The organism is Streptomyces sp. NWU339 (genome assembly GCF_003143855.1).
Taxonomy (GTDB): Bacteria; Actinomycetota; Actinomycetes; order Streptomycetales; family Streptomycetaceae; genus Streptomyces.
This window is the reverse complement of the sequence record NZ_QFRK01000045.1, coordinates 1-21,137: the sequence shown is the minus strand read 5'-3', so window position 1 is coordinate 21,137 and position 21,137 is coordinate 1. Positions and strand designations below refer to the sequence as shown.

The window sequence follows — 21,137 nt, the reverse complement described above, 5'->3', positions numbered from 1 at the left end:
GGTCACGACCCCTCCGGACCCTCCGTGAACGCGGTGGCGTGGTCGGCGGCCCACTGGCGAAACGTTCGCGGCGCCGTCCCGAGGATGTCGGCCACCGCAGTGGTGATGTACGCGGGCTGTCCGACCGCCGCGCTCCACGCGGCGAGCAGCATGTCGACGACCGAGCTGGGCGCCGTGCCCTCCGACAGGCTTCGGAACTCGTCCGGCGTCATCTCCTCGAATGCGATCCGGTTCCCCAGGGCGTCGCCGATGACGCCGACCTGCGCGGCTTGGGTCAGCGATTCGGGGCCCGTAAGGACGTAGTCGCCTCCGACGTATCCGTCCTGACAGAGCGTCCGCGCCGCGACGGCTGCGACGTCGCGGTCGTCGACCGGTGCCGTCTCGGCAGCGCCGTAAGGCCACCGGACGACCTCGCCGGCCCGGATCGCGGGCGCCCACCAGGCCAGCGAGTTCGACGCGAGCATCCCCGGCCGGATGATCGTCGACTCGAGTCCGGTGGCTGCGATGAGCCGCTCGATGTCGGCGTGCAGCACCGCCGTGGGATTGGGCTGCTGGAAGAAGGGGTGCGGCGTCTGGTGCGGAGAGGAGAGGAAGACGACCCGCCGCACATGGGCTGCCAGCCGCTCGACGACCGCCGCGGCGGTCTGAGGCGGGGCGGTCCAGACGAGGAAGACGGCACCGGCGCCATTCAATGCCGGGTCGAGCGTCTCGGGCACAGTGAGGTCGCCGGTGAAGACCTCGACCTTCGCCGGCAGCGTTGCCGCCGCCTCGGAGCGACGGGTGAGGGCACGGACCGGCACGCCCGCGTCGAGGAGTCGGTCGATGACGACGCGGCCGACCCGGCCCGTCGCCCCGGTTACGAGCACGGGAGGAGTGTCTCTCTTCTGATTCACGCCGCCCATGGAAACGTTACTCGGTTAAAAAAGCAACCCGGTCATGAATGTTACGGTGGTCAGATGAGCGAGTCGACGGGACTGCGGGCCCGCAAGAAGGAGCGGACGCGCGACGCCATCGGCGACGCGGCCGTCTCGCTGTTCCTGGAGCGCGGCTTCGACCGCGTCTCGGTCAACGACATCGCCGCGGCGGCCGAGATCTCCAAGCCGACCCTCTTCCGGTACTTCCCCACCAAGGAAGACCTGGTGCTGCATCGGTTTGCGGACCACCAGGGCGAGGCAGCACGCGTCGTACGTGACCGCGGGTCCGGCATCAAGCCGGTGACGGCGCTGCACCGGCACTTTCGGGCCGGCCTCGATCGGTACGACCCCGTCACCGGTCTCAACGATCATCCCGAGGTGGTGGCGTTCCATCGGCTGGTGTTCACCACACCGAGCCTGGCAGGACGGCTCACGCGGTACCAGCTCGAGGACGAGGAGGCACTGGCGGACGCCCTCGGTGAAGGCATCCAGGCACGCCTGCTGGCCGCCCAGGTGCTTGCGGTCCAACGGGTGCTCGCCCGGACCAACTGGCAGAAGATCGCCGACGGTCGCACCGCCCACGACGTCCACCCCGAGGCCGTAGCCGACGCCGACCAGGCATTCAACCAGCTGCGGTGACAGGCGACCCTCCCGGTCGAAGGAGGCTCCGCAGTCTGGTGCACACGTTGCCACCGGCCCGGTCATGCCGCTTCCGCACTGTTCCGATCGGTGCCGACGTCCTCTGACCATCGCCGGAGGCGGCAACGGTCCAGGGCACGAAGGCTCCGGCGGTGCGGCGACCGCAGTAGTGCGAGCAACGATCTCCCGGAAGGTGGGAATTCCCAGGTCGACAGACTCCTGCTGCCGGGAGATCTGCGCGTCGAGTTGAGCGAGCTTCCCCTCGGCGTGGGTCAGGCTGCTCTGCAGTCCTTCGATCTCGCCGAGCCGCCCCTCGCCTTCGGCTTCCAGGATGCGTGCGAGGAGGTTGTCGCTGATCTCGACGAGCCGCGGGCGTTCGGAGACCTGCACGGTCAGGGCGGGACAACGGGCACACGTCCGCTGTCCGAAGGTCGGCTGTCCCGAAGGACGGCCTTCTCGGAGCGCGCGAAGATCAGGCGTTCCACCACTCATCGGTGGCACAGCCGACTTCGTAGTGCCACCACCCATCCTCTTGCCCTTGGGCCAGGAGCGCCTTGATTCCGTGGAAGTCACCACCGGCTGGTGCGTTGAAGGCCACCATCGGGAAGTCTTCACTGAAGACCTCGCCACCGAGCCCGAATCTCGAAAGATGCTGATGAACTGCCTGAGGGCTGCGCCCCAGCGGCCCGGAAGGAAGAGGCACAACGCGTATCGTGCAGTTGCCGGAGGAGCTGACCCGCCCCACGGCCCAGCGAAGCCCTTCCGAGTCGGTCTGGAACCGCACGACGTCACCCTCAGCCACCCCGTTCTGAAGAAAGGGGACGTTCTGTACGCGAGCCGTGTCAGCGCTGAGCCTCGTAGCCCATAGACCCTCGGTGTCCTGCGGGAGCCACCCCTCGCAAGGAACGAACCGGAACCAGACCTTGATCTTCTCGACCATGCTCTCCATGCCGGGCATCATGCGCCAGCCGCCGAAGTCCCGTCGCATCGGACCTGAGCTGGGCGATCAATCCTCGCTGTCACCGGACGCCCACCAGCAAGACCACGATCTACAGCTGGAGTGCTGATTCGTCACTTGTCTGAGTGAAGTGCAGAGAAGTGAGCGCAGATCCAACAGGTGGCCGGGAAGTGTCAGCGAGTCTGCGGGGCCGTCAGAGGGGTCGGGGGCTGTGGAGCGACGGGGCGAGTGAGAGCCGGCTCGCACCAGATGAACTTGCCCCGGTTGCCGTGTCTGGACAGTGGGTGCCACCCCCACACGTCGGCGCAGGCCCGCACCAGGGCCAGCCCCCGACCCGTCTCCAGCTCGCCGGCCTGCTCGAAGAGGGTCGGCGGTTCCGGTGGTTCCGGGTCCGCGTCCCATGCCCCGATCCGCAGCGTGCCCGGCGGTGCCCAGCGGACCCGGAGGGCGGCGGGACCCTGGGTGTGCGTCACGGCGTTGGCGACCAACTCGGTCGCCAGCAACTCGGCGACATCGACGAGGCCGATCAGCCCGTGCATGGTCAGGACCAGCCGGAGGGTGCGGCGGCTGATGGTGACGGCGCGGAGGTCGTTGGGGATGTGGAGGGAGTACTCCCACGGCTCGTTTTCAGGCATGCGTCAACTCCGTTCGGTGAGGGAGGGGTTCAGAGGGGGGCCCGGTGTCATTGCCGCAGCCGTCACGACAGGACGGAACGGTGCGCTTCCGGTGCCCCGGTTGCACTTGGCGTTCAATGCGTCACCGACGGTAGATCTAAATATAGAGACGTAGCAAGCCGGTCGCGTAAAGTGACACCGAACGAGTCGCGCTTACGGGCGCGTTGGATCAGAGAGCGGTCGAGGGCTGTGAGGCGCGAACCAACGGCACGCCAGATGCGACTGGCGACTGAACTGCGCAGACTGCGCGAAGCGGCCGGTCTCACTTCTCGCCAGGCGGCGGCCCTGCTGGGCGTGAGCCCCGCCCAGATCACCCATATCGAGTCCGCGCTGGCAGGCGTGAGTGAACAGCGGCTCCGTCGCCTCGTGTCCCACTACGCCTGTACGGACGAGGAGTTCATCGACGCCCTGGTCGCCATGGCCACCGACCGGACACGCGGCTGGTGGGAGGAGTACCGGGGCCTGCTGCCCACGTCGTTCCTCGACCTCTCCGAACTGAACCACCACGCCCTGTTCCGACGCGACGTGGCCATTCTCTACGTACCGGGCCTCCTGCAGACGGAGGCCTACGCCCGTGCCGTCTTCTCCGGCCGGGTACCGGAACTCACGCCGAACGAACTCGAGTTGCGTGTCCGTCACCGAATGACGTCCCAGGAGATCACTCTCCCGTACGAGTTGGTCATCCACGAGGCGGCCCTGCGGATCAGGGTCGGTGACCGGGCCACCTCCAGGGCTCAACTCACCAGACTCCTGGAGCTCTCCGAAGCGGACGACATCACCATGCGTGTCATCCCGTTCGACCTGGACGGCTTCGCCAGAGCCGCCAGCACCATGACCTATGTGGGTGGCCCCGTGCCCAGGCTGGACACGGTGGTGCGTGACGTACCCCACGGCTCGGCCTTCATCGACTCCGAAGCACAGCTCGGTGCCTTTCGAACTCGCTTCCGTAAAGTGGAGGCGGTAGCACTCGACCCCGCACGGTCACGTGACTTCATCGGCCGACTGGCGAAAGAGCTGTGAGGCGCATGGACAACTGGCGTACGTCGTCCTACTCAGGTCCCGACGACGGCAACGAGTGCGTGGAGATCGCGAACTCGCCCACCCGTGTCGCCGTCCGTGACTCCAAGGCCCCCACCCGAGCCACCCTCACCTTCCCCACCACCGTCTTCACTCCCTTCCTCGATGCCCTGAAGGAGTCGGGCAAGGAGCTGTGACACGCACGCGGGGCCGTTGCCGGCATGGGGCTCAGGAGGGCGTCGGCAGCGTCTGCGGCCGTGCCTCGTGGCCGGCGAGGTGGAGCCTCAGGCGAGTGAGGTCCTCGGCCTCGACGAACACCTGCTGTCCCCAGTACGCGGTGAGGCGATGGGCGACATCGACCAGCCGACGGCGGTCCTCGGGCGTGTAAGCCGGGAAACGCGCGTAGCCGTGGTCGGCGATCTCGTTCCCGAGCTCGCTGAAGAGCACGGCCCGGAAGCGCTGCTCCTCCTCGTCGGTCAGCGGTGCGTCGGCGGCCTCGGTGGGCCGCAACCGGACGTTGTAGAGGTCTCGCATCACGTGCCGCTCCGCCATCTGCTCGAGTTCGTCCGCGGGAGCCTACCGACTGCGGCCTCCCGGGCAGGTCCCGGCTGTCACAGCCCGCCGGTACCGTCACCGGGTTCCTTGGGCAGTCCCCCCGTGCGGGCGTCGCCATAAGGCTCGGCTGTCATCGTTCGATCGTTGGCCGACGGAGGCTGGGCGGTTTCGTTCGGATCAGCCGCTTGTTGTTTCCGGCCGCAGGCCCGGTCGCGGCGTCCGGTCCGGAAAGAGTGGCTCGATCCGCGCCCACTGCACGTCACTCAAGGCCAGGTACGTATCAGCCTGCAGCAGAGACGGGAGAACGCCGTCAAGGCCGGGAAGCTCGTGCGTCGTGCTCCTCGCGGTTGGCGAGGACTTGGGCCATGTGGGTCTGCGCCCACTGTCGGAGCCCGCGTGTCAGGTGGTGGAGTGAGAGGCCGAGGTCAGTCAGCTCGTAGGTGACGGTGACGGGGACCGTGGGCGTCACGGTGCGGGTGAGCAAGCCGTCGCGTTCGAGGGCCCGCAGGGTCTGGGTCAGCATCTTCTGGCTGACGCCGGCCAGGAGCCGGGCGAGCTCGGAGTAGCGCATCGCCTTCGGGGCGTGCGATGCACCGGACCGCTCGGGCGCGCTACCGCCCAGTGCGCACAGGATCAGGACGACCCACTTGTCGGAGATCCGGTCGAGAAGCTGACGGCTGGGGCACACCGCCAGGAACGCGTTGTACTCCGCCTTGGCCCGTGCCTTCTTGTCGGCCTTCGTCGTCGTCACTGATCCCGCCTCTCACCCTCTGGGTTGGTTACGCACTTCAGAGTGCCTACTTCCCGCAAGGAAGCATCTCTCCAACACTGGTCCAAGGGGACCGGAGACACCACCCCTGGCAAGAAGCGAAAGGCACTGTGATGAACACGCCCTCCACACCTCTTCCAGGCGGAACCTGGACGCTGGGTGACTCGACCGTCACCCGGTTCGGCTACGGCGCGATGCAGCTCGCCGGCCCGTGGGTCATGGGCCCGCCCGCCGACCACGACGGCGCCCTGGCCGTCCTGCGCGAGGCAGTCGGCCTCGGGATCACCCACATCGACACCAGCGACGCCTACGGACCGCGCATCACGAATGAGCTGATCCGCGAAGCGCTGCACCCCTACCCGGAGTCGCTGTTCATCGCCACCAAGGTGGGCGCGACCCGCGACGCACAGGGCGGCTGGCCCACGGCCCGGCGCCCCGCAGACCTGCGCAAGCAGGTCCACGAGAACCTCGAATCCCTCGGCGTCGAGGCTCTCGACCTGGTCAACATGCGCATGGGCGACGCTCGGGGCTCCCGGCCCGGCTCGATCACCGAAGCATTCGAGACGCTCGTCGACCTCCAGCGAGAGGGCCTGATCCGCCACCTCGGCGTCAGCAACGTCACCCCGGAGCAGGTCGCCGAGGCACGCGGCATCGCCCCGATCGTGTGCGTGCAGAACATGTACAACCTCGCCCACCGCCACGACGACGACCTCGTGGACCGCCTCGCCACCGACGGCATCGCCTATGTGCCGTTCTTCCCCCTGGGAGGCTTCACGCCGCTGCAGTCCGAGGCGCTCTCGAAGGTCGCGAGCCGACTGGAGGCGACGCCGATGTCGGTCGCGCTGGCCTGGCTGATGCAACGCTCGCCGAACATCCTGCTCATCCCCGGTACGTCGTCCACCGCCCACCTGCGCGAAAACATCGCAGGCGCCGGGCTCTCCCTTTCCGACGAGGACATGGCCGAACTGGACAGCATCGGCCGCTGAACAACACACAGGTCACCGACCGGGACCAGGCGGTTTCACTCGGACTGTCGGGCGGACCGGAGGAAGATGCCCGCGATGTGGAGTCCGGCCAGGTAGATCGGGGCCGTCTTCTCACAACGGGTCGCGATGCCGCGCCATTGCTTGAGCTTGTTGATACACCGCTTGCCGGTGTGGCGTTGCTTGTGTGCCTCACGGTCGAAGGCGGGCGGTCTGCCACCCCGGCAGCGCCTGTTCACACGGGCGCATGTGCACACGGCGTGGCAGCGCCTGTCCGAGGCGGGCCTCCTGCCGTCGCACGAACCCGGCTCACCCGCGTGAGGGAACAGGCCCTGGCCCGCGCCACCCACGCCGTCCTGCCCCGGGGCCTTCGCCCCCTTCGTCCAAGCGCTCCCAGCGGATTCCCGGCGCTGAAGCCCGGGCGACCCGGCACCCTGTCACAGCCCCCCGGTACCGTCGGAGCATGTCCAACCAGTCCGCAGCGGCCCCCGGTGAGCGGCGGCTCGCCACCCTCGAAGGTGTCCTCGAGCGCATCACGTACGCCAACGAGGACAACGGCTACACGGTCGCCCGGGTCGACACCGGCCGGGGCGCCGGCGACCTGCTCACCGTCGTCGGGGCGCTGCTCGGCGCCCAGGTGGGCGAGTCGCTGCGGATGGAGGGGCGCTGGGGGTCCCATCCGCAGTACGGCAAGCAGTTCCACGTGGAGAACTACACGACACTGCTCCCGGCCACCGTCCAGGGCATCCGCCGCTATCTCGGCTCGGGGCTGGTCAAGGGCATCGGGCCGGTCTTCGCCGACCGCATCACCCAGCACTTCGGGCTGGACACCCTGACCGTCATCGAGGAGGAGCCCAAGCGGCTGATCGAGGTGCCCGGTCTCGGCCCCAAGCGGACCAAGAAGATCGCCGACGCCTGGGAGGAGCAGAAGGCGATCAAGGAGGTCATGCTCTTCCTCCAGACCGTCGAGGTGTCCACCTCCATCGCCGTGCGGATCTACAAGAAGTACGGCGACGCCTCGATCTCCGTCGTGAAGAACCAGCCGTACCGGCTGGCGTCCGACGTCTGGGGCATCGGCTTCCTCACCGCCGACCGGATCGCCCAGTCCGTCGGCATCCCGCACGACAGCCCGGACCGGGTCAAGGCGGGCCTGCAGTACGCCCTGTCGCAGGCCACCGACCAGGGGCACTGCTACCTCCCCGAGGAGAAGCTGATCGCCGACGCGGTGAAGCTGCTCCAGGTGGACACCGGACTCGTCATCGAGTGCCTTGCCGAGCTGGCCGCGGAACCGGAGGAGGGCGAGGACCCCGGAGTCGTACGGGAGAAGGTGCCCGACCCGCAGGGCGGCGACCCGGTCACCGCCGTCTACCTCGTCCCCTTCCACCGCGCCGAGCTGTCCCTCTCCGCCCAGCTGCTGCGGCTGCTGCGCACCGGAGAGGACCGGATGCCGGGCTTCCGGGACGTGGACTGGGCGAAGGCCCTCGGCTGGCTCAAGGGGCGTACGGGGGCCGACCTGGCCCCCGAGCAGGAGGCCGCCGTGAAGCTGGCGCTCACCGAGAAGGTCGCGGTCCTCACCGGCGGTCCCGGCTGCGGCAAGTCGTTCACCGTCCGCTCCATCGTGGAGCTGGCCCGTGCCAGGAAGGCCAAGGTGGTGCTCGCGGCGCCGACCGGCCGCGCCGCCAAGCGCCTGGCCGAGCTGACCGGAGCCGAGGCCTCCACCGTCCACCGCCTGCTGGAGCTCAAGCCCGGCGGCGACGCGGCCTACGACCGGGACCGGCCGCTGGACGCCGACCTGGTGGTGGTCGACGAGGCGTCCATGCTCGACCTGCTGCTGGCCAACAAGCTGGTCAAGGCCGTGGCCCCCGGCGCCCACCTGCTCTTCGTCGGCGACGTCGACCAGCTCCCCAGCGTCGGCGCGGGCGAGGTGCTCCGTGACCTGCTGGCGGACGGCAGTCCGGTCCCCGCCGTCCGCCTCACCCGCGTGTTCCGCCAGGCCCAGCAGTCGGGCGTGGTGACCAACGCGCACCGGATCAACGCCGGGCGGCACCCGGTCACCGACGGCATGAAGGACTTCTTCCTGTTCGTCGAGGACGACACGGAGGAGGCCGGCCGGCTCACCGTGGACGTGGCGGCCCGGCGCATCCCGGCGAGGTTCGGTCTCGATCCGCGCCGGGACGTGCAGGTCCTGGCCCCCATGCACCGGGGCCCGGCCGGCGCCGGCACGCTGAACGGACTGCTCCAGCAGGCCGTCACCCCGGGCCGCCCGGACCTGCCCGAGAAGCGGTTCGGCGGCCGGGTCTTCCGTGTCGGCGACAAGGTCACCCAGATCCGCAACAATTACGAGAAGGGCGCGAACGGGGTCTTCAACGGCACCGTCGGAGTGGTCACCTCGCTCGACCCGGTCGACCAGAAGCTGACGGTGCTGACGGACGAGGACGAGGAGGTGCCGTACGAGTTCGACGAACTGGACGAACTGGCGCACGCCTACGCGGTGACCATCCACCGCTCCCAGGGCAGCGAGTACCCGGCCGTCGTCATCCCGGTGACCACCGGCGCCTGGATGATGCTCCAGCGCAATCTGCTCTACACGGCGGTCACCCGGGCCAAGCGGCTGGTCGTCCTCGTCGGCTCCCGCAGGGCGATCGGACAGGCGGTCCGCACGGTGTCGGCGGGCAGGCGCTGCACGGCGCTCGACTTCCGGCTCGCGGGCGCCTGATCCGCCGTTGTTGCGGTCCTTCGCCCCGTTCCCGGAAGAAAAATGATCGATCAAATGAGTCGTAAAGGTCACAAGGGCTTCCGGAAGTTGAACACAGCGGGCAGGATGAGAAAGCTGGCGGCACTCAGTGCCGCCAATAGGCCCGATGGTCGACCCCGAGTGCACTCTCCTGAGCCAAGTGGGGGATGGTAGAGACAGTCAGGGCACCTCGAAGATGAGGCACTACGTCGGTGAGGGAAGACGTGAGCGACAACTCTGTAGTACTGCGGTACGGCGACGGCGAGTACACCTACCCGGTGGTCGACAGCAGCGTCGGCGACAAGGGCTTCGACATCGGGAAGCTCCGCGCCCAGACCGGACTGGTGACGCTGGACAGCGGCTACGGCAACACCGCCGCATACAAATCCGCGATCACGTACCTGGACGGTGAGGGGGGCATCCTCCGTTACCGCGGATACCCGATCGAGCAGCTGGCCGAGCGCTCCTCGTTCCTGGAGGTCGCCTACCTGCTGATCAACGGTGAGCTGCCGACCGTCGACGAACTCAGCACGTTCAGGAACAACATCACGCAGCACACCCTGCTGCACGAGGATGTCAAGAACTTCTACAAGGGCTTCCCGCGCGACGCCCACCCGATGGCCATGCTGTCGTCGGTCGTCTCGGCGCTGTCCACGTTCTACCAGGACAGCCACAACCCGTTCGACGAGCGCCAGCGCAACCTCTCCACCACCCGGCTGCTCGCCAAGCTCCCGACCATCGCGGCCTACGCGTACAAGAAGTCGATCGGCCACCCGTTCGTCTTCCCGCGCAACGACCTCGGTTACGTCGAGAACTTCCTGCGCATGACCTTCTCGGTCCCGGCCCAGGAGTACGAGCTCGACCCGGTCGTCGTCTCCGCCCTGGACAAGCTGCTCATCCTGCACGCGGACCACGAGCAGAACTGCTCGACCTCCACGGTGCGCCTGGTCGGTTCCTCGCAGGCGAACATGTTCGCCTCGATCTCCGCCGGCATCTCCGCCCTGTGGGGCCCGCTGCACGGTGGCGCCAACCAGTCGGTCCTGGAGATGCTCGAGGGCATCCAGGCCGACGGCGGCGACGTCGACTCCTTCATCCGCAAGGTGAAGAACAAGGAGGACGGCGTCCGCCTGATGGGCTTCGGCCACCGGGTCTACAAGAACTTCGACCCCCGCGCCAAGATCATCAAGGCCGCCGCGCACGAGGTGTTGTCCGCCCTCGGCAAGTCCGACGAGCTGCTGGACATCGCGCTGAAGCTGGAGGAGCACGCGCTCTCCGACGACTACTTCGTCTCGCGCAGCCTCTACCCGAACGTCGACTTCTACACCGGTCTGATCTACCGGGCCATGGGCTTCCCGACCGAGATGTTCACGGTCCTGTTCGCCCTCGGCCGCCTCCCGGGCTGGATCGCCCAGTGGCACGAGATGATCAAGGAGCCGGGCTCCCGCATCGGCCGCCCGCGCCAGATCTACACGGGCGTGGTGGAGCGGGACTTCATCCCGGTCGAGCAGCGCTGACCGACCCCGGTCGCCCGCACGGACACTGGACGGCATGCCCTCAGGGTGTGCCGTCCGGTGTTTTCGTCGGCCGCCCGGGCCGGAACCGAGCCTCGGGAAAAGCGAGAAGGCGCCCCGCGCCGGTCCCCCCACGGGCCGACGGCAGGGCGCCTTCCCATGTCCCGGTGCGGATTCCCCCCACGGGATCCGGCCGGGCGCCTGTGAAGAACAGCGCCTGAATCGCTGTGTGAGCACAATGAGCAGAACAGAACTCACTGCCCTCATGCGGTCTGCCGGGACAGCGCACGGTCGGGAGGGCCGCTCAAAGCTCTCCGATGTACGTGCCCCGGCAACGCAGTCTGGGAAAGTCCCCCAAAGACATCCCCAGATGCCAGGTCGCGCCCCCCAAGACGCTTCCTGACATCGCCAACTTAGACCTTCGAACCCCTTCGATGGTTACGTTCACTTCACTGTGATCTGCGTCTCTTGCATATGTCCGTTACGCGCGCAAGGGCCCCGGTATTGCCAATGGGGCCCAGGCGTAAGGGCGATGCGTACGCCTTGTGAAGAGCTTATGTGAAAGGTCGTACCGGACTCCAGGGGTTCATCAGGTCGAGATCTCAATGAAACGCCCTTCGGCGGCGGGTCGGCCGGTGCGGCGAAGGCCGGCCGGGGCACCGTGTCCTCAGGCCTTGCCGACCAGTTCGAAACCGGCCTCGTCGACGGCGGCGCGGACGGCCTCCTCGTCGAGCGGGGCCGCGGAGACGACGGTGACCACGCCGGTGGTGGCGACGGCCTTCACCGAGGAGACCCCGGGGAGCCCGGAGACTTCGCCGGAGACGGCGCCCTCGCAGTGGCCGCAGCTCATGCCGCTCACCTTGTAGGTGGCGGTGACGGAGCCCTGGATGTCGGTCTGGGTGGTCATGTCGTTGCTCCCTCGTCGAGACGTGTGAGGTGGAGGGGCCCGCGGGGGCCACGTTTTTCAGTTTATACCCCTAGGGGGTATGAATCCAGGACCGTCGGGGCTCCCGGATCAAGGAGCCGCCCGCGACAGGGCGGAGGTTCGCGGATAGCGTTCCGCCGCAAACGGTGATCGCCGGGAAGGGGCGGGGGAGGCGCCGGGGTGCGCGTACGGCACTCCACGCCGGCTCCCGCACCGCCGGCGCGGACGGAAGGCGGGCCGGTCATGCGGGCGGTGGTGTTCGAGCGGTACGGGGAGCCGGCCGAGGTGCGGGAGGTCGCGGACCCGGAACCCGCGGAGCACGGGGTCGTGGTGCGGGTCGAGGCCACCGGCCTGTGCCGCAGCGACTGGCACGGCTGGCAAGGTCACGACCCGGACATCACACTGCCGCACGTGCCCGGCCACGAACTCGCCGGTGTCGTCGAGGCGGTCGGCGCGCGGGTCACCGGCCGGCGGGTCGGCGACCGGGTCACCGTCCCCTTCGTCTGCGCCTGCGGGAACTGCCCGGCCTGCGCGGCAGGGGACCAGCAGGTGTGCGAGCGGCAGACCCAGCCCGGCTTCACCCACTGGGGCTCGTTCGCCCAGTACGTGGCCCTGGACCACGCCGACGTGAACCTGGTCGAGGTCCCCGAGGGCATGTCCTTGGCGACGGCCGCCTCCCTGGGCTGCCGTTTCGCCACGGCCTACCGGGCGGTGGTGCAGCAGGGCAGGGTGGCGGCGGGGGAGTTCGTCGCGGTGCACGGCTGTGGCGGGGTGGGCCTGTCGGCCGTGATGATCGCGGCGGCCTCGGGCGCCCGGGTCGTCGCCGTGGACGTGTCCCCCCGGGCCCTGGACCTGGCACGGAAGTTCGGCGCGGCTCAGTGCGTGGACGGGTCCGGGACGGAGGACACCGCGGCCGCGGTCCGCGACCTCACCGGCGGTGGCGCCCACCTCTCCCTGGACGCCCTGGGCTCGCCCGCCACCTGCGCCGCCTCCGTGAACGGCCTGCGCCGCCGGGGCCGCCACGTCCAGGTCGGCCTGCTGCCCTCGCCGACGGGCACGACCCCGGTGCCGATGGCCCGTGCCGTCGCCCTGGAGCTCGAGCTCCTCGGCAGCCACGGCATGGCCGCGCACACCTACCCCCCGATGCTGGAGCTGGTCCGGGCGGGCGTCCTGCGCCCCGACCTGCTGGTGACGCGCACCATCGGCCTGGCCGCGGTCCCGTCGGCCCTGGCGGCAATGGGCACGGCACCGGGCGCGGGCGTGACGGTCATCGAGCCCTGGAACTGAGCACCGCCCACGCCCGGCCGGAGCCGGAGGCGGGCGGTGCCGTACGGATCGGCTAGTCCCTGCGGTTCCGGTTGCCGGGCCGGGCCGCCACCCAGCGGCGCACCGTGTCCGCGTACCAGTACGGTTTGCCGCTCTCCACGTGGTCGGGCGGGGGCAGCAGACCGTGCTTGCGGTAGGAGCGTACGGTGTCCGGCTGCACCTTGATGTGCGCCGCGATGTCCTTGTACGACCACAGGCGTCGGTCGGTCATGCGTCGTTCCTCCCCACGAGCACCACGGAGGCGGCCAGGGGGCGGCCGTCAGGGGGAGCCGGGTGCTGCGCTGGCGATCACCCAGCGTTCTGCCCGGTCAACGACGTGTTACGGAACGGGTTGACGGTTGTGCGCGGGGCGTGACGGAAGAACCGTCTGCGCGGGACATCTGTGACAGGGGCGGGGTGTTTGTGACACAAGTGACGCAAAGATCCTCGCCGGTCCGTCGGCGGGGCGGGTTGACCCGTTCGGGGTGTCCCCGGTCGAACCGGCCGGGTTCGGGGAGGCCCTGTCGAGATCTGGTCCGTATGTCTGGACAAAGTATTGACAGGGCTTCGCTCCACGGCTAGAAACCGGAGGAGAGCCGTACCAGGACGACCCGGGACCACCGGACACCGCGACACGGCACGAAGGGAACGCGATCGCGATGGCGTACGACCTGATCACCATGGGCCGTATCGGAGTGGACCTCTACCCGCTCCAGACCGGTGTCCCGCTTCCGCAGGTCACCTCCTTCGGCAAGTTCCTCGGCGGCTCGGCGACGAACGTCGCGGTCGCCGCCGCCCGCCTCGGGCGGCACACGGCGGTGATCAGCCGCACCGGCGACGACCCCTTCGGCACCTACCTCCACCAGGAGCTGCGCGACTTCGGCGTGGACGACCGCTGGGTCACCGCGGTCCCCGGGCTGCCCACCCCGGTCACCTTCTGCGAGGTGTTCCCGCCGGACGACTTCCCGCTGTACTTCTACCGCCGGCCCAAGGCCCCCGACCTGGAGATCGACGCCCACGAACTCGACCTGGACGCCATCCGTGACGCGAGCGTCTTCTGGGTCACCGGCACCGGACTGAGCGAGGAGCCCAGCCGCACCGCGACCCTCGGCGCACTCGCCCACCGGGCCAAGGCCGGCACCACCGTCTTCGACCTCGACTGGCGCCCGATGTTCTGGCGCGATCCCGACCAGGCCCGCCCCTTCTACCGGGAGGCCCTGCGCCACACCACCGTCGCCGTGGGCAACCTGGACGAGGTGGAGGTCGCCACCGGCGTCCGCGAACCCCACGCCGCCGCCCGTGCGCTGCTGGCCGCCGGCGTCGAACTCGCCGTGGTCAAGCAGGGACCGAAGGGCGTCCTCGCGGTCAGCACCACGGGGGAGAGCGCCGAGGTCCCGCCGCTCCCGGTGAACGTCCTCAACGGCCTCGGCGCCGGCGACGCCTTCGGCGGCTCCCTCTGCCACGGCCTGCTCGCCGGCTGGAGCCTGGAGCGGACCATGCGGTACGCCAACGCCGCCGGAGCCATCGTCGCCTCCCGGCTCGAGTGCTCGTCCGCGATGCCCACCGAGGACGAGATCGAGGCGGCGGTCACCGAGGGGGCCGTGCGATGACCGATGCGCACCCCGGCCGCGTGGGTTCCGGCCGTACCCCGGGGCACCGCTGACGGCCAGCCCCGGCACCGATCGCCTCCGGCGCGGGAGGCCGCTTTGCTTTGGCAGGAGCGAAGTGCGTGCGATGACTCCCCGCCCGCTACGGCCCCGCGCCGGAGGTCCCCGGCCCACCCCGACCTCCCCGCCCAAGTGTCTACGGGGAGACCGGAAAGCCCGACAGTGTGTCGGGCGCGTCCCGCGCCCGATCCTGGTGGGATGAAACCAAGGCACGTAACTCAAGGCACGTGAAGAACCGGCGCCGCCCTCTGTGAAGGAGTTCTCGGTCATGACGAAGATCGTCAATCACTGGATCGGCGGCAAGACCGCCGAAGGCACGTCGGGCGCGTACGGGCCGGTGACCGACCCGGCGACCGGCGAGGTCACCACGAAGGTCGCGTTCGCCTCCGTGGAGGAGGTGGACGCCGCGGTCGCCGCCGCCAAGGAGGCGTACCTGACCTGGGGGCAGTCCTCCCTGGCCCAGCGGACCTCCGTCCTCTTCGCGTTCCGGGCGCTGCTGGACGCGCACCGCGACGAGATCGCCGAGCTGATCACCGCCGAGCACGGCAAGGTGCACTCCGACGCGCTCGGCGAGGTGGCGCGCGGGCTGGAGATCGTCGACCTGGCCTGCGGGATCAGCGTGCAGCTCAAGGGCGAGCTGTCCACGCAGGTCGCCAGCCGGGTCGACGTCGCCTCGATCCGCCAGCCGCTGGGCGTCGTGGCGGGCATCACCCCGTTCAACTTCCCGGCGATGGTGCCGCTGTGGATGTTCCCGCTGGCCATCGCCTGCGGCAACACCTTCGTGCTGAAGCCGTCCGAGAAGGACCCCTCGGCCGCCGTCCGCCTCGCCGAGCTGCTGTCGGAGGCCGGGCTGCCGGACGGCGTCTTCAACGTCGTCCACGGCGACAAGCTCGCCGTCGACCGGCTCCTCGCCCACCCCGACGTCCAGGCCGTCTCCTTCGTCGGCTCCACGCCGATCGCCCGCTACATCCACACCACCGCCTCGGCGAACGGCAAGCGCGTCCAGGCCCTGGGCGGCGCCAAGAACCACATGCTGGTGCTGCCCGACGCCGACCTGGACGCGGCGGCCGACGCCGCCGTCTCCGCCGCCTACGGCTCGGCGGGGGAGCGCTGCATGGCGATCTCCGCGGTCGTCGCCGTCGGCGCGATCGGCGACACCCTGGTGGAGAAGATCCGCGAGCGCGCCGAGAAGATCAAGATCGGTCCCGGCAACGACCCGGCCTCCGAGATGGGCCCGCTGATCACCAAGGCCCACCGCGACAAGGTCGCTTCCTACGTGGCGAACGCGGCGGGCGAGGGCGCCGAGGTCGTCCTGGACGGCACCGGCCACACCGTCGAGGGCCACGAGGGCGGCCACTGGATCGGCATCTCCCTGCTGGACCGGGTGCCCACGTCCGCGAAGGCCTACCAGGACGAGATCTTCGGCCCGGTACTGTGCGTGCTGCGCACCGAGACGTACGAGGAGGCGCTGGACCTGATCAACGCCTCGCCGTACGGCAACGGCACCGCGATCTTCACCCGGGACGGCGGCGCCGCCCGCCGCTTCCAGCTGGAGGTCGAGGCCGGCATGGTCGGCGTGAACGTCCCGATCCCGGTCCCCGTCGGCTACCACTCCTTCGGCGGCTGGAAGGACTCCCTCTTCGGCGACCACCACATCTACGGCAACGACGGCACGCACTTCTACACCCGCGGCAAGGTCGTCACCACCCGCTGGCCCGACCCCTCCGACGCCCCGACCGGCATCGACCTGGGCTTCCCCCGCAACCACTGACGGCGCGGACCGTCATCCCGGCCGACCGGGACCGTGCTCACCCCCACGGTCCCGGCCGACCGGGCGCAGCCGCTCCGGGGGCACGGTCCACTCCCGGCCCCCACCGACGGGACGTACGAACGCGGTCGGACGCGGGCGCTGGTCCCCTCGCCAGGGAGGCACGTACGCCGTGACGTCCTGGAGGATCCCCACGCGCCCGGATTCCGGATCCTCGACCAGCGTGCCACGCGGGATCTCGTCCGTGCCGCGTGGTGGTGCGAGCCAGTCCACGTCCGACGACCGCCCGGTCACCGCAGGCCGTCCCGGTGACTGCTCCAGTGGTTGAGTTCCCGAAGCCGCTCGCTCAGCGGCCGCCCGTCTCCCCGCCACGCGGACGGCGATGACGACTCGTCGTCCGGGCCCTGCTGCTCACTGTCGCGCGCCAGGCCGTTCCTCAGGCAGGCCAGTAACCGCAGCATCAACCGCCACTCGTCAGCCGTGAGTGGCCGCGCCCCCTCGCTCACCGCGTCGTTCCGGCGGCCCGCAGTACGGTCGCGAGCTTCCGGGCGGTCGCGAGGTTGCAGCGCCCGAGGTCGATGAGCGGAACCGCGTGGCATGCCGCGACCATGGGAACGTCCAGCGCCAGCGAGGGCAGTGTGATCCCGACACCGGCCAGCGCCATCCCCAACTCCTCCCGCACGGCCTCTGCCTGCTGAATGCCGTCCATCACCGCTTCGAGTTCCTTGTCCGTCATTTACCTGCTCCGGCTGTTCGTCACGTGTTGCACTCGAAGCATCACGCTGACCAGGTGGCGCGACCAGGGCCGACGCGTTGCCGCTCCACGAGGCAGCGGACGCGTACAGGGGACAGGGGAACAGGGGAGTGGCCGATGAACGTACGGCCGGAGCAGCAGGACAGCAACGAGGACTCCGCGCGGGGCGCGCTCGGCAGCACCCTGCGCTACCTCCGCGAGAAAGCGGGCAAGTCGCTGAGCCAGCTCGCAGAGGACACCAACTACGACAAGAGCTACCTGTACCGGATCGAAGCCGCCGAACGCATCTCCAAACGACCGGTGATGGAAGACCTGGACACGTACTACGAGACCGGAGACCTGCTGGTTCGGCTGTGGAAGCTGGCGCGGATGGAGGTGTTCAAGGACCAGTACAAGGCGTTCATGCGGCTGGAAGCCACGGCCAACGTGATGCACATGTATACCCCTGGCGTTCCTGGTCTGCTTCAGACGGAGGCGTACGCCAGGGTTGTGCTGTCGCTGTGGCAGGCGCAGCCGGATGAAGAGGCATTGGAAGAACAGGTCGTCGCGCGTATCGGGCGTCAGGAGTTGCTTCACCGAAAGCCCAAACCTGTCATCCGAGTGATCATCGATGAAGCGGCACTGCGGCGCACTGTGGCCGACCCCAAGATTTGGGACGACCAGTTGCTCCACCTCGTCTACTCGGCAGCCCAACCCACGATCACCATCCAGGTACTGCCGTTCAGCGCGGGGGTTCACCCGCTCAACAGGGGCTCACTCCACCTGTTGTGGCAACCTGACGGAACCTCTGTTGCCTACTTGGAAGGCAACACGTCCGGCGAACTGCTCGAAGAGCCTGACGATATCCATAAGTTCCGTTTGGCCTACGATCGGGTGCGAGATGTGGCGTTGACGCCACAGGACTCGGTGATGTTCATCGAGCGCGTCCTGGAGGAGCTCCGGTCATGAGCCGTACAACCGATCTTGGTGCCGTTAACTGGCGCAAGTCGAGCTACAGCGACGGAGGAGCAGACAACTGCGTCGAGGTTGCCCATGGCCTCCCCGCCGTTGTCCCCGTCCGCGACAGCAAGACCCCGCACGGCCCGGTCCTCCGCTTCCCCACCACCGCCTGGACCGCCTTCCTCAGCACCCTCAAGGGGCCCGGTTCCCCGACTGCCTGATGCGTAGCCGCTGACTCACGGAACACCCCCGCGTCGGCGGGGAAGGCTCCGGCTACGTGTGTATCTATCCCGAGATCAACGGAACACCCCCGTGTCGGTGGGGAAGACTGGCAGGACGGCACCACGTCCTACGTGCTCCACGGAACACCCTCGCGTCGGCGGGGAAGACCCGATGCGTCCCGGCGTGCGATCAGACTGTCACGGAACACCCCCGCGTCGGCGGGGAAGACGCTTCCCGGGCCTCTCGCATCGTGAGGGGCGTGAGCGGAACACCCCCGCGTCGGCGGGGAAGACCTCGTGACCACCCAAGGCTGGGACCGAGCCGACGGAACACCCCCGCGTCGGCGGGGAAGACGTGAACGGCGCGGCCGCCGTGAGGGGCGTGAGCGGAACACCCCCGCGTCGGCGGGGAAGACGAGTCGGCGGCCTTCTGCCGCAGCGCCTTCACGGAACACCCCCGCGTCGGCGGGGAAGACTAGCCGGTGACTTCGCACATGGGGTTTTAGGTCTCCAGCCAGCGGGGTCGGGTTTCGTCGATGCCGAGGAGTTCGAGCAGGTGTGCCTGGATTCCTCGGCTGACGAGGATGGCGGGCGGGTCGGTGGCGGTGCCGGGGCGGAGCGTGAGGCTGTCGAGGTGGTAGAGGATCATGCGGCCGGTGGGGCGGACCCTGCGGTTGTCGGGGTAGAGGCCGTGCATGGTCGGTTCGGGGCCCAGGGCCTGGCGTACCTGCCGTTCGATCAGGCAGAACACCAGCAGGGCCAGACAGATCACGGTGATCAGGGCGGCGATGCGCCGGTTGTGTTCCAGGAAGACCGGCGCGACCGCGAGGGGGCCTTTGAAGTCGTGGTAGCGGCGTTCGACCACGCCTTGGCCCTTGTAGCGGCGCAGGACCTCGGCGGCGTCGGCCTGCTCGGGGGTAAGGCGGGTGACCAGGGCGTACCAGCCGTCGGCGGCGGCCTGGGCGTCCAGGATGTCCTGGTCGAAGTGCCAGGTCAGCGACGGGCGCCCGTCGGGGGATGTGGTGACGGTGGTGCGCAGGCAGTTCGCGACCCGGCGGGTCTTGGCGATCACGCCGATCCGGGCCTCGACCTTGGCCGCGGTGTTGTAGTAGCGGCCGCCGGGGGAGCGTTGCAGTTTCTCCAGGTCCTCCGCCGCCCTGGCCAGGCGTTTGGCGCGGGCGGCCTGCTGCCCTTTGGCGTTGCCGGTGGAGTGGACCAGGATCCGGCGGAGCCGGTGCACGGGGTCGCTCTTGCGGGGCCCGGGCATGACGTGGACGTCCTCCAGGACCCGGTAGGACTCCCACTGGTCGGCGGGGGTGTTCCGCTCGCGGTCACGGTCGTTGACGCAGTCCACCAACTCGGCCGCCTCCAGGTCCAGGGCGGCGTAGACCTCCGCCTTGACCTGGGCGGCCGGGACGGGGGCGACGAAGTCGACCTTCGCGTCCAGCAGCGCGGTGATGTTCGGGTAGGACACGAGTTTGGAGTCCGCGACGAGCAGGAAGTCCTTGCGGCCGGCGATCTTCCGCAGGGCCTTCATCGCGCCCACGACCTGGGCGACCTCGCCCGCGCCGCCGTCGTAGATCCGGTGGAAGAGGGGGATCCCGCCGTCGCGGCTGACGGCCAGCCCGGCCTGGACCTGCTTCAGATCGACCCGCCGGTCCTTGGGATGACCGTACCTGACCTGCGGGAACGCCTCGTCCTGGTCCTCGTAGGCGCCGAACAGGGACATCGACGTCATGTCCCAGTGGATCTGGGCGGTGTCGATACCGAACTCCGCGATGGCCTGCGCGCCGACCGATCCGGTGATCTCTTCCAGACGCGGAGCGATCGCGTCCAGCGCGCGGGCGAGCCGGTCGTCGTTCAGCAGTTCGGGCTCTACGCCGAAGACCTCCTCCACAGCCCATGTCCGGGCCCAGTTCTCCACGCGGACCATCGAGGCCGGCGAGGACAGCCGGTTGGCGACCAGCACCTCGATGACCTGCCCGTGTGTCAGATGCGCCACATCCCGTACGGGACACAGCTCGTCGATGATCCCGGCCACGTCCAGCCGGCGCAGAAACTCGGCAGAGGCAGGCAGAGCGCCCAGACGCCTCTCCACCACGGAAGCCAACTCCACCGCCATGCGAGGACGCTGGACCCGGGAACGGCGCGAACGAGATATCGGCACGCTCTACCCAACGACCCGTCCCCACAGAAGTACCGGCCACATCATCAGTTCATCCGAACCGGTCATGTGCGGAGGATGGGACTAGCCCTTGAGACCCATCGCGGCCCGGATGTTCGGAACACCCCCGCGTCGGCGGGGAAGACTTCAGCTTCCGGGCCATGGGTGGACCCCTCCCCGGAACACCCCCGCGTCGGCGGGGAAGACGGAGACCCGCGATGAGCACGAACACTCGCCTCCGGAACACCCCCGCGTCGGCGGGGAAGACGCAGGGCGAAGGCCAACCGACCGGCCGCAGAGCGGAACACCCCCGCGTCGGCGGGGAAGACGACGAGCGCCCCGTACGACGCTCCCGCGCAGCCGGAACACCCCCGCGTCGGCGGGGAAGACCCTTTCTGACCTGACCCTATGAGGGCCGGGCCCCCTTCCCTGCTCAGCCCGGCGGTACCTACTGTCCGGGTATGTACGGGCTCGGGAAGGAGGCCCTCAATGTCTGTCTACGTCGGTATCGACGTGCACCGCAAGCGTTCGCAGATCGCCGTGGTCGAGGACGACGGTGCGGTGCAGGTCAACCGGAATGTGCCGAACGGGGTCAAGACGGTGCTGTCGGTGATCGGAGATCTGCCGAKCGGTGCGCCGG

Annotated in this window: 20 protein-coding genes, 1 pseudogene and 2 CRISPR repeat arrays; of the genes and pseudogenes, 12 read left to right on the top strand and 9 right to left on the bottom strand. The window is 69.1% G+C overall.

All coding sequences use genetic code 11. The annotated features are described in order from the left end of the window. Nucleotides 1-2 precede the first annotated feature (2 nt). Nucleotides 3-866, bottom strand: a complete 864-nt coding sequence (locus tag DIZ27_RS34495) for an SDR family oxidoreductase (RefSeq protein WP_109382345.1) — start codon at nucleotides 864-866, stop codon at nucleotides 3-5. A 90-nt stretch (nucleotides 867-956) separates the two neighbouring features. Here DIZ27_RS34495 and DIZ27_RS34490 point away from each other — a divergent pair, with 90 nt between their 5' ends. Beyond that, complete coding sequence (locus DIZ27_RS34490; protein ID WP_109382344.1) at nucleotides 957-1,553, top strand: TetR/AcrR family transcriptional regulator; 597 nt, start codon at nucleotides 957-959, stop codon at nucleotides 1,551-1,553. A gap of 472 nt (nucleotides 1,554-2,025) precedes the next feature. Here the strand turns inward: DIZ27_RS34490 and DIZ27_RS34480 are convergent, their stop codons facing one another. Both DIZ27_RS34480 and DIZ27_RS34475 read right to left on the bottom strand, forming a co-directional pair. Continuing rightward, nucleotides 2,026-2,502 (bottom strand): DUF4265 domain-containing protein, encoded by a 477-nt coding sequence (locus DIZ27_RS34480; protein WP_309074938.1) that lies wholly within the window; start codon nucleotides 2,500-2,502, stop codon nucleotides 2,026-2,028. Nucleotides 2,503-2,684: 182 nt separating this feature from the next. Beyond that, nucleotides 2,685-3,146, bottom strand: coding sequence for an ATP-binding protein (locus DIZ27_RS34475; protein ID WP_109382343.1), 462 nt, complete (start codon nucleotides 3,144-3,146; stop codon nucleotides 2,685-2,687). 255 nt (nucleotides 3,147-3,401) lie between these two features. Between DIZ27_RS34475 and DIZ27_RS34470 the strand changes: the two genes are divergently transcribed. Further along, nucleotides 3,402-4,205: a helix-turn-helix transcriptional regulator gene (locus DIZ27_RS34470; RefSeq protein ID WP_109382342.1), complete on the top strand. Its 804-nt coding sequence runs from the start codon at nucleotides 3,402-3,404 to the stop codon at nucleotides 4,203-4,205. 5 nt (nucleotides 4,206-4,210) lie between these two features. Then, the gene (locus DIZ27_RS34465) at nucleotides 4,211-4,399 is read left to right on the top strand and encodes a DUF397 domain-containing protein (protein ID WP_181383828.1); all 189 of its coding nucleotides are present in this window, start codon (nucleotides 4,211-4,213) and stop codon (nucleotides 4,397-4,399) included. A gap of 31 nt (nucleotides 4,400-4,430) precedes the next feature. Here the strand turns inward: DIZ27_RS34465 and DIZ27_RS34460 are convergent, their stop codons facing one another. Beyond that, entirely contained in the window at nucleotides 4,431-4,754 is a 324-nt protein-coding gene (locus DIZ27_RS34460) for a hypothetical protein (protein ID WP_258308676.1), read from the bottom strand. Between the two features lie 313 nt (nucleotides 4,755-5,067). Then, nucleotides 5,068-5,508 (bottom strand): helix-turn-helix domain-containing protein, encoded by a 441-nt coding sequence (locus DIZ27_RS34455; protein WP_109382340.1) that lies wholly within the window; start codon nucleotides 5,506-5,508, stop codon nucleotides 5,068-5,070. A 131-nt stretch (nucleotides 5,509-5,639) separates the two neighbouring features. Between DIZ27_RS34455 and DIZ27_RS34450 the strand changes: the two genes are divergently transcribed. The 3 genes from DIZ27_RS34450 to DIZ27_RS34435 all read left to right on the top strand — a co-directional run bounded on the left by DIZ27_RS34450 (nucleotide 5,640) and on the right by DIZ27_RS34435 (nucleotide 10,757). Continuing rightward, on the top strand, nucleotides 5,640-6,512 hold the full coding sequence (locus DIZ27_RS34450) for an aldo/keto reductase family oxidoreductase (protein ID WP_109382373.1): 873 nt from the start codon (nucleotides 5,640-5,642) through the stop codon (nucleotides 6,510-6,512). A 460-nt stretch (nucleotides 6,513-6,972) separates the two neighbouring features. Beyond that, entirely contained in the window at nucleotides 6,973-9,225 is a 2,253-nt protein-coding gene (locus DIZ27_RS34440; RefSeq protein WP_109382338.1) for an ATP-dependent RecD-like DNA helicase, read from the top strand. A 242-nt stretch (nucleotides 9,226-9,467) separates the two neighbouring features. Continuing rightward, entirely contained in the window at nucleotides 9,468-10,757 is a 1,290-nt protein-coding gene (locus DIZ27_RS34435) for a citrate synthase (RefSeq protein ID WP_109382337.1), read from the top strand. Nucleotides 10,758-11,421: 664 nt separating this feature from the next. Here DIZ27_RS34435 and DIZ27_RS34430 read toward each other — a convergent pair. Beyond that, nucleotides 11,422-11,661, bottom strand: a complete 240-nt coding sequence (locus DIZ27_RS34430; RefSeq protein ID WP_109382336.1) for a heavy-metal-associated domain-containing protein — start codon at nucleotides 11,659-11,661, stop codon at nucleotides 11,422-11,424. Between the two features lie 261 nt (nucleotides 11,662-11,922). Here DIZ27_RS34430 and DIZ27_RS34425 point away from each other — a divergent pair, with 261 nt between their 5' ends. Beyond that, nucleotides 11,923-12,966 carry a zinc-dependent alcohol dehydrogenase family protein gene (locus DIZ27_RS34425; protein WP_109382335.1) on the top strand — a complete coding sequence of 348 codons (1,044 nt, stop codon included), beginning with the start codon at nucleotides 11,923-11,925 and terminating at the stop codon, nucleotides 12,964-12,966. Between the two features lie 52 nt (nucleotides 12,967-13,018). Here the strand turns inward: DIZ27_RS34425 and DIZ27_RS34420 are convergent, their stop codons facing one another. Then, a complete protein-coding gene (locus DIZ27_RS34420) occupies nucleotides 13,019-13,216 on the bottom strand; it encodes an AlpA family transcriptional regulator (protein ID WP_109382334.1) in 198 nt (65 codons plus the stop codon). A gap of 427 nt (nucleotides 13,217-13,643) precedes the next feature. On the opposite strand from DIZ27_RS34420, the gene iolC reads away from it, so the two are divergent. The 3 genes and pseudogenes from iolC (at nucleotide 13,644) to mmsA (ending at nucleotide 16,422) form a co-directional block, all read left to right on the top strand. Continuing rightward, complete coding sequence (gene iolC / locus DIZ27_RS34415; protein WP_109382333.1) at nucleotides 13,644-14,594, top strand: 5-dehydro-2-deoxygluconokinase; 951 nt, start codon at nucleotides 13,644-13,646, stop codon at nucleotides 14,592-14,594. A 53-nt stretch (nucleotides 14,595-14,647) separates the two neighbouring features. Further along, a pseudogene (locus tag DIZ27_RS47730) lies at nucleotides 14,648-14,719 on the top strand (5-deoxy-glucuronate isomerase); the annotation flags it as partial. Between the two features lie 200 nt (nucleotides 14,720-14,919). After that, nucleotides 14,920-16,422, top strand: coding sequence for a CoA-acylating methylmalonate-semialdehyde dehydrogenase (gene mmsA / locus DIZ27_RS34405; protein WP_109382372.1), 1,503 nt, complete (start codon nucleotides 14,920-14,922; stop codon nucleotides 16,420-16,422). Between the two features lie 499 nt (nucleotides 16,423-16,921). On the opposite strand, the gene DIZ27_RS34390 is transcribed toward mmsA, so the two are convergent. Beyond that, entirely contained in the window at nucleotides 16,922-17,155 is a 234-nt protein-coding gene (locus DIZ27_RS34390) for a hypothetical protein (protein WP_258308675.1), read from the bottom strand. A 135-nt stretch (nucleotides 17,156-17,290) separates the two neighbouring features. Here DIZ27_RS34390 and DIZ27_RS34385 point away from each other — a divergent pair, with 135 nt between their 5' ends. Both DIZ27_RS34385 and DIZ27_RS34380 read left to right on the top strand, forming a co-directional pair. After that, the gene (locus DIZ27_RS34385; protein WP_109382330.1) at nucleotides 17,291-18,121 is read left to right on the top strand and encodes a helix-turn-helix transcriptional regulator; all 831 of its coding nucleotides are present in this window, start codon (nucleotides 17,291-17,293) and stop codon (nucleotides 18,119-18,121) included. After that, the gene (locus DIZ27_RS34380; RefSeq protein WP_109382329.1) at nucleotides 18,118-18,333 is read left to right on the top strand and encodes a DUF397 domain-containing protein; all 216 of its coding nucleotides are present in this window, start codon (nucleotides 18,118-18,120) and stop codon (nucleotides 18,331-18,333) included. Before DIZ27_RS34385 ends, DIZ27_RS34380 begins: the two co-directional genes overlap by 4 nt. A gap of 18 nt (nucleotides 18,334-18,351) precedes the next feature. Then, nucleotides 18,352-18,809: direct repeats of the CRISPR family, unit length 29 nt; unit sequence CGGAACACCCCCGCGTCGGCGGGGAAGAC. A gap of 26 nt (nucleotides 18,810-18,835) precedes the next feature. Here DIZ27_RS34380 and DIZ27_RS47725 read toward each other — a convergent pair. Then, nucleotides 18,836-20,455: an IS1634 family transposase gene (locus tag DIZ27_RS47725; protein ID WP_181383827.1), complete on the bottom strand. Its 1,620-nt coding sequence runs from the start codon at nucleotides 20,453-20,455 to the stop codon at nucleotides 18,836-18,838. Between the two features lie 159 nt (nucleotides 20,456-20,614). Continuing rightward, nucleotides 20,615-20,887: direct repeats of the CRISPR family, unit length 29 nt; unit sequence CGGAACACCCCCGCGTCGGCGGGGAAGAC. Between the last annotated feature and the right edge of the window lie 250 nt (nucleotides 20,888-21,137).